Annotated in this window: 4 protein-coding genes and 1 pseudogene; all 5 read right to left on the reverse strand. The window is 71.6% G+C overall.

Annotated elements, in window-relative coordinates; genetic code table 11:
* Positions 1–14: 14 nt before the first annotated feature.
* Entirely contained in the window at positions 15–3,011 is a 2,997-nt protein-coding gene (locus ACWDNY_RS26760) for a tetratricopeptide repeat protein (RefSeq protein WP_451648353.1), read from the reverse strand.
* Positions 3,008–3,331 (reverse strand): CU044_2847 family protein, encoded by a 324-nt coding sequence (locus tag ACWDNY_RS26765; RefSeq protein WP_451648354.1) that lies wholly within the window; start codon positions 3,329–3,331, stop codon positions 3,008–3,010. The genes ACWDNY_RS26760 and ACWDNY_RS26765 overlap by 4 nt, the downstream gene beginning before the upstream one ends.
* 79 nt (positions 3,332–3,410) lie before the next feature.
* Positions 3,411–3,560 (reverse strand): 6-pyruvoyl trahydropterin synthase family protein, encoded by a 150-nt coding sequence (locus ACWDNY_RS26770; RefSeq protein WP_451648358.1) that lies wholly within the window; start codon positions 3,558–3,560, stop codon positions 3,411–3,413.
* A gap of 247 nt (positions 3,561–3,807) precedes the next feature.
* Positions 3,808–7,572 carry a non-ribosomal peptide synthetase gene (locus tag ACWDNY_RS26775; RefSeq protein WP_451648355.1) on the reverse strand — a complete coding sequence of 1,255 codons (3,765 nt, stop codon included), beginning with the start codon at positions 7,570–7,572 and terminating at the stop codon, positions 3,808–3,810.
* A 58-nt stretch (positions 7,573–7,630) separates the two neighbouring features.
* Positions 7,631–7,908, reverse strand: a pseudogene (locus ACWDNY_RS26780) (MFS transporter); the annotation flags it as partial.

Below are 7,908 nucleotides of genomic sequence, written 5' to 3' on the forward strand. Positions count from 1 at the left end.
TCGGCGCCGGTCCCTCAGACCACGGCCTCCCACTCCTCGATCAGGGCCTGTGCGGCCGACTGCCCCCAGTGGTAGCCCGTCTCGGCGCTCATCTGGTCGGCTTGCGCCAACTCTGTCCAGGCCCCCTCGTCATCGCCCTGCGCGTGCTGGGCCCGGGCGAGAAGCAGCCGCGCCTCGATCTCGGCGATCCGGTAGCCGCCGACGGTCGCCATGGCGAGCGCGTGCTTGAGGTCGGTCTGGACAGACGGCAGCGGCTCGCCTATGCAGAGCGCCCACCGGACCTGCCCCAGCATGGCGCTGATGAGCACGTCCCGCCGGGTGATGCCGCGCGCGATCCGCAACGCCTCGGTGTAGTGACGCCGAGCGAGGTCGGGGTCTCCTGCGTCGAGTGCGAGATCTCCGAGTCCGGCGAGGCAGCCGGCCTCGTCGCCCCGCCATCCGGCGGCCCGGCAGATCTCCAGATTGGTCTGGTGGACCTGGAGGGCCTCCCGGGCCCTTCCGTTCAGCCTCAGGTGCTCCGCGTAGCGGATCCCGCTGCTGCTGTAGAGCGCGGGAATGGGTGTGAACTCGCCGGCGATCCGCAGCGCCTCGGCGAAGGCGCGTTCCGCGTCGGCCGAGCGTCCCTGCAAGTGCGCCAGCGTCCCGCTCACGGTCTCGGCAACGAGCAGGTCCTCCTGGTCCTGCGTCCGGCGGGCCAGAGCGAAGGCATCCTCGATCACAGGCCCGCAGATCGGGAGGGCGCCGAGGCTGAGATAGAGCTCAGCCAGGTTCTGGCAGCTGACCGCGGCGTCGTGCCAGGCGCCGACCGCCTTGAATGCCTGTAACGCCCGCCGGGTCGCGTGGCCCGCGTCGCGCAGTCGCCCGAGCATCTGGAGACAGGTCGCGACCTCGTGCTGGATCCAGCCCCGGGCCTCGCTGCCGCGGACCAGCGGCTGGCGCATCAGGTTGCTTTGCGGGTGAAAGTCGGCAAAGACCGACAGCGCTGTCTCGTACGCGCCGAGTTGGCGGGTGATCAGCCCGTCCTCGCCGCCGTAGAGTCGGGCACTCACCAGATCGCACGCCTCGTCGTACGCGCCGGACTGGCAGGCGTGGTGCACAGACTCCACGAGCGGCCCGAGCTCGTCGAGGGTCTGCGGGTGCTGGTCACTCGGGCCCAGCGCCAGATAGTAGTCCATGGCGCGCCGGTGCAGGGCCCGTCGCTCCTCGCCCTGCTCGGCCCGGCCGGCGAAGAAGTCTCTGACCAGTGGGTGCATGCTCGTCCGGTCCCCGACGTCGCGACGGATGATCCGCGCGGCGGTCAGATGGTCGAACATGATCGAGAGCGTCTGGCGAGAATCGGCGGCGATCTCAGCCCAGGGCGTGTCGGGCAGCACGATGCGCAGCGCCTCGTCGAGGACGGGAGTGCGGAACACGCTGTACCGGGTGAGGAAGGAGCGCTCCTCGTCGGTCAGGCAGGCATCGTACTCGTGCAGGATGCGGCGGACCATGACGTCCCGTGGCTGGCCCCGATCGGGGGCGGGCAACGAGGTGACCCGGCGGACGTCGCCGCCATACCGCTTGGCCAGGTAGGCGGCCATGAGGCTGAGTGTGAGCGCGTGCCCTCCCCAGTCCCTCACGATCTGATCCAGCGAGGCGTCGGGGCCGTGGACCCCGAGCTTGCGCAGCAGCTCCCGTCCCGGCAGCGGCTGGAGCGGATCGACGTCGATCTGCTGGTACGTCACGTACGGGACAAGATCGAAGACAGGGGCCCGGGTGGTGATGAGGCAGAAGGAGCGGTGGCCGGGGGTGGCGAAGAAGGTGAGGAAGTCGTGAAGGTCGCTGCTGGCCAGGGCGCCGTAGTGGTCGCCATCCTGGTGCTGTATCACCTCCAGGCCGTCGAGCACGAACAGGAATCGGCCCAGCGCCAGCAGGCCCGCAACGCACTCCGCCCGGGCTCGCCCGTCCGGAAGCTCCTCCGGGGAGATCGTGCCCCCGCTGGTGAACTCCAGGGCAGCCGCCAGGAAGTCGTCAGCGCTGGCCCGTTCGGTAAAGCTCCACCAGAAGATCCTCACCGCCTCGGGTCCGACAGCGGCAGCGACCTGGTCGACCCACCGGCGCGCCAGGCTGCTCTTGCCCTCGCCGCCGAAGCCGACCAGACCCACGACAAGGATCTCGTCGTCGGCACCGCACCGATCGAGTTCCTCCATCAGCGCTTCACGGCCGACCCACTCCGGCAGCGGGAGAGGCGCGTCGTCCATCCGGCGGGCACCGGGCCGCGGGGCGGCGCGGTCCGCCAGGGCCGGCTGGACCCGCGCCTGCTCGGCGGTGATCAGCGGAAGCGGCTCCGACCGAAGGTCGACACGGAGTGGCGAGTGGTCGAGCAGGGCGGCGTTCACGGCCCACGCGGTGTCCCGATCCTTGCCCGCCAGCTCAGCGACCCAGGTCTCCGACACTACGCCGATCACGAGGTTCCGGTTGAGGTCGAGGACGGGTGCGCCGCTCATCCCCGCGTCGATGTGGCTCGACTCGAGCTGGATGGGGTCGAGCAGCAGCCTGTATCCGTCCGGTGGGTCGACCTCGCCCAGGATCAGGCCGCGGGCCCACGCCCCAAGGTAGCCCTCAAGTTGGCGGTACCCGTAGCTGCGGAAGGCATGGTCCTGGGAGTCGCTGGCCGCGCCGAGCACGGCCACCCGGTGCGCGGGCAGCGGCAGAGCCCCATCCACCTGGAGGCAGACGAGGTCGTCGTCGCTGTCGGAGAAGGAGGCCGCGACCCAGGCCGTGCGGAGCTCCGCAGGCGCGGCGTCCCGGCTCGACGACGGGAAGTAGACCCGCACCTGGGCCTCGCGTCTGGCCCGCGGCTCCACCCCGCTGGCCCGGATGACGTGGGCGCAAGTGGCTACCAGGCCAGTGGAGGAGATGACGACGCCGGTACCGAGCACCCGGTCGTCGGCCGGGTGGCGGATCTGGACGGTGAAGTTCCTGACGTCCTGGAGGATGACACGTGGAGCTCTGGGGACGTTGGCGTGGCTCATCCCTGCGTCCCTGGTCCCCAGGCGAGCTTGACGGTCACGGCGGCCTCGACCCCGGTCTTTGCGATGACGGCACCGGCCTCGGCGTCGAACTTGATCCCGAACTCGACCTCGACGGAGTCGGGCCGCACCGCCATCTGCGTGACGGTGCCGCGGACGCGCTCCGCCATGCCGCGGATTGTGCCCATCGCCTGGTTCACAGCCTCGGCCGACCGCTCGACCGTCTCGGGAGCACTCAGGGCCACCTGGCGCACCCCGCCGCGCTGGTTGAACTCGATCAGGATGGGGACATCCTGACCGAACTCTTGAGGCGTCTCGCTCACAGCTGCGTCCTTGTCCTGAGTCCTGCCGCGTAGGTGACTTACCGTCAGTCGGCGATTTTTTCGGTAGCCAGGTCGCCGGTCAACCCCGGTCGGCGACCTCGTACTCGGCCCACGACGACGCGGTTTCGGAGACGCGCACCGCCCGAAGCCGGCCAGAGATCCCCGGTTCGACCTCGGCGACGAACCACTCGGCGAGGTAGCGGGCCAGGCTCTCCGAGGTTGGGTCGATCTGTGTTCCGGGCCGACGGTGTCACACCCCGGAGGAAGCCGGAAGCGGGCGAACCGGCCGTTGCCCGGGCACCAGGCGGACTTCTGGAAGGAGCACCTCGTCGACGATGGCCTTGGCGTCGGGTTGACCGAAGACGCCGCAGCCCATCTCAAGTCGTTCGTCAAGGGTGCGATTGTCGGAGATGAGCCGGCGAACCCGCCCGTCGGGCGGGCGCCGCGCCGGCTCGGGGCGGGCGGCTGCCGGGCGGTCACCGCGCCGGCTGGGAGACCTTGACCACGAAGCGCTGGCCGATCCGGGCGTAGGCCGCTGTGCGGGTGCCGGGTGCCGGGATGAACGAGATGGAGCCGGCCAGCACGTTCCGTTCCGATATGGAGCTGAATCCGCCCGCCCCCGACAGCACCAGGTCGCCCTCGTCGAGATCGGCCCAGCTCCCGTCCGGTCGCCGTTCCGCGTAGGTGTAGCCCAGATGTTCGGTGCCCTGGTGGACGGTGATCCGGTATCCGTCCGACTCGTACCGGCCGACGCAGTCGGACAGTTCCAGGTCGAAGCTGCGGCCGGTGTGCACCAGGCCCCTGCCGGTGAGTGAGCGCAGCAGGTCCTCGTAGAGCCCGAAGACCGGATAGGCGTTGGCCAGCAGCAGCAGGAACGTCTTCTCCTCGGGGAAGACCTGGATGAAGTTGTGGTGTCCGCTGCCGTTGGAGTTGAACCCGAACGCCTCGGGACCGAACATCAGCCACCCGAGCCCCCAGGCGTGCATGAAGTGGTGCCCGGGGACGTCGACCTGCGGGGTGCGCATCTGCCGGGCGAGTTCCTCCGACAGCAGGCGTTCGCCCTGCGCCGTGACACCGTCGTTCAGCGCCAGCAGGGCGATCTGGGCCAGCTCGCCGATGGTCAGGCAGACGGAGAACGGACCGGCCGCGTCGTCGGCGACGGTCTGCGGTACCGGGTCGTGCGAACGGTAGGTCTGGGTCCTGTCGTCCCAGAGGTGACCGCCGGCGACCGCGTCGCCGTAGTGGCCGTCCTCGGCGAGCGTCTCGGGTATCGCCTCGATGCCGAGCGGGGCGAACAGCAGCTCGTTCACCGCCCTGCGCCACGGCATGCCCAGGAGCTTCCCGATCAGCGCGGCGACGATGGAGGTGCCGCACGCGGAGTAGGCGAAGACCGTACCGGGCTCGAAGAGCTGCCCGTACGCGCCGAAACTGGTGACGTACTGCTCGATGTCCTCGAAGTCGGTCGCGTGCCACACCTCGTAGGAGTCGTCGATGCCGCTGGTGTGCGACAGCAACTGGCGCAGCGTCACCTTCACGGTGCGGCCGTCCCGGCGCCGGAACGCCTGCGGCAGATGCCCGTCGAGCGGCTCGTCCAGCCCGATGAGGCCTCGGTCGACGAGTCGCAGCGCCACGAACGCCAGGAGGGCCTTGGTGACGCAGGTGATCCGCTGGCGCGACCGGTCCGAGCGCGGTGTGCGCTGCTCGGCCTCGTCGAAGCCGTAGTGGGTGATGGCGAGTTCGCCGTCGATGTAGACGGCCGCGCTGGCGCCCGGCACCCCGTGTCCGCGGGCGGAGTCCCGCAGTGTGTCGGCGACGGCCCGCAGTCGTGCCTCCGTGCCGGTGCCGACGGCCGCCGTGGCCCCCTCGCGCTTGTCGCGGATCATGCGGGCCTGCTCCGTCACGGTCCGGTTCCGGTAGAGCTCGGCCACGCTGACGGCCACGCCGAACTCCTCGCCGAGCCTGGCCGCCAGCAGCGTGGCCAGCAGGGAGTGCCCGCCGACGGAGAAGAAGTCGAGGTCGGAGCCGATCTGCTCCAGTCCCAGCAGCCGTGACCACACCCCGGCGACGGCCACCTGGTCGGCGCCGTCCGGCGGGGAGCCGGCGGCGCCGCCCTCCGTCCAGTCGACGCGCCGCGCCTGGAGGGCCTTCCGGTCGACCTTGCCGTTGGGCAGCAGCGGCAGCGCCCCGTCGAGGACGATCTTCGCGGGCTGCATGTAGTGCGGCAGCCTGGCGCCCAGATGGTCCCGGAGGCGCGCGACCTCGGCCTCGTCGCCGGACTGGCCGACGTAGGCGACGAGGCGGGCGCCGTCCTCGGCCCCGACGGCCAGCACGGCGACGTCGCGCAGGCCGACGGCCTCCCGCACCACCGACTCGATCTCGCCGAGTTCGATCCGGAAGCCACGCACCTTCACCTGGTTGTCCCGGCGGCCCAGGAAGTACAGCTCGCCTTCCTCGGTCCACCGGGCGAGGTCTCCGGTCCGGTACAGGGTCGCGGCGGGCAGGCCGGCGGGGCTCGCGACGAAGACCTCCGCGGTGCGCTCCGGGTCACCGGCGTACCCCTGGGCCACGCCCGCGCCCGCCAGGTGGAGTTCGCCGACGGCGCCGCGCGGGACGAGCTGCCCGTGGGCGTCGAGGACGTAGGCCGCGGTGTTGTGGATCGGCACGCCGATCGTGGGAGTGTCCGCCACCGGTCCGGTGAAGCACTTCCACGTCGAGTACGTGGTGTCCTCCGAGGGACCGTAGAGGTTGTACAGGCGCTCGACCCGTGTGCTGTCGAACGCCGAGTTGACGAGTTCCCTGGACAGGGGTTCGCCGGCGACGTTCAGCACGGTGGTGCAGTCCGGTACGGCATTGCGCTGGAGCAGCACCCGCAGCGCGCTCGGCACCGTGTTGACCAGGCTGGGATTCAGGCCGGGGGACTCCGTCAGTGCGAGGACGTTGTCGACGACGACCACGCAGCCGCCCATGGTGAGCGGGGCCCACAGCTCGAACACCGACAGGTCGAAGTTGAGCGAGGTGGCGAACAGGACCCGGGAGACGTCCTCGGTGCGGTAGGTGTCCCAGGCCCAGGCCAGCAGGGCGACCACATTGCGGTGGGTGACGACCACGCCCTTGGGCGAGCCGGTGGAACCGGAGGTGTAGATCAGGTGGGTGGCGTCCCGCGGGCCCGCGGCCGGCGGCACCGCGCCGGCGTGCTCGCTGCGGGCCTTCTCCGACAGGGTCCGCCACGTCACCGGCAGGACGTCGACGCCGTCGAGCCAGTCCGGGATGTCCTCGCCGGTGGTGACCACCGCGGACATGGCCGCCGTGGCGGCGATCGCGCGGAGTCGTTCGGCGGGGTACGCGGGGTCGAGGGGCACGTAGGCGCAGCCGGCCTTGTGGATGCCGAGCAGCAGGGCCACCGTGTGCCGGGTGCGTGCGGTCGACACCCCGACCCGGCTGCCCGGGGCGACGCCCAGACCGCCCAGGGCGCGGGCGATCTGGTTCGCCCACGCGTCGAGTTCCGCGTAGGTGAGGACGTCGCCGTCGCAGTCCACGGCGGGTGCCTGCGGGGTACGGGCCGCCTGCGCCTCGACCAGCGCGTGCAGGGAGCTCTCCCGGGGGTAGGGGCGTTCGGTGGCGTTGACCTCGTGGAGCAGGTAGCGCGTCTCCTCGTCCGAGAGCAGGCGCAGCCGCCGTACCGATGTGCCGGGCCGCGCGGCGGCGTCCAGGAGCAGCGTGCCGAGGTTGGCGGCCATCCGGGAGACGAAGGGCCCGGTGAACCTCGCGGGGTCGTAGTGGAAGGTGCACCGGGTGCCGCCGGCCGCCGGCACCGCCTCCAGCAGGAGGTGGAAGCCGAGGACGTCCTCGGCGGCGAGGGCGCCGGCCGTCCCGGTGCGGACCGCGACGGCGGCGCGCAGCCCGCTGTCCGGGGCGGCGGCGCCGGGGCCGGCGGCTCCCGCCGTCAGCGCGGCGGCCAGGTCCGCGACGGTGACGGCGTCCTCGATGCGGGACCGCAGCACCACGGGCCGGGCGGACGTTTCGGCGGTGCGGTCCGGGAAGCAGGTCAGGGCGAGGTCGTCCTGACCGCTGTAGCGGTGGAGCAGCACGGCGAAGACCGCGCGGACCAGCGCGGGAAGCCGGCCGGCCGGACCGGGCAGCGCGATGTCCCAGGAGAAGCGGTGCCGGGGTGTCCCCTCGGGAGCGGACGCGTCCCGGACCGGGAACTGCAGGGCGGGCGCCGGCTCGGCGGAGTTGTCCACGCGGTGTTTCTCCTTGTCGTGAGGCACTGATCCGGTCCGGGAGGGGACCGGGGCGGGTTCAGCCGGACACCGGCACCGCGGCTTCCCTGCCGCGCCGGGCCCGGGCGACGACCCACGGCATCGCCGCCCCCGCCACGGCGAAGCCGACGGCCATGACGAGCCAGCCGAGGGTTCCGTGTTCGATCGCCAGCCAGGTGAGCAGCGCGGGGGCGATCATCTTGCCGATGTCGGCGCCCATGAACGAGGTCCCCTGGTACTGGCCCTGGGCGTGCGCGGGGGCGAGCCCGAACGAGATGCCCCAACTGCCCGCCGCCTGCCGCACCTCGCCGAGGACGT

This window comes from Streptomyces sp. NPDC003697 (genome assembly GCF_053587115.1).

What these genes read in the sequence shown, in the direction of transcription:
- ACWDNY_RS26760 (WP_451648353.1), bottom strand. Translation starts at nt 3,011, where the DNA reads ATGAGCCACGCCAACGTCCCCAGAGCTCCACGTGTCATCCTCCAGGAC.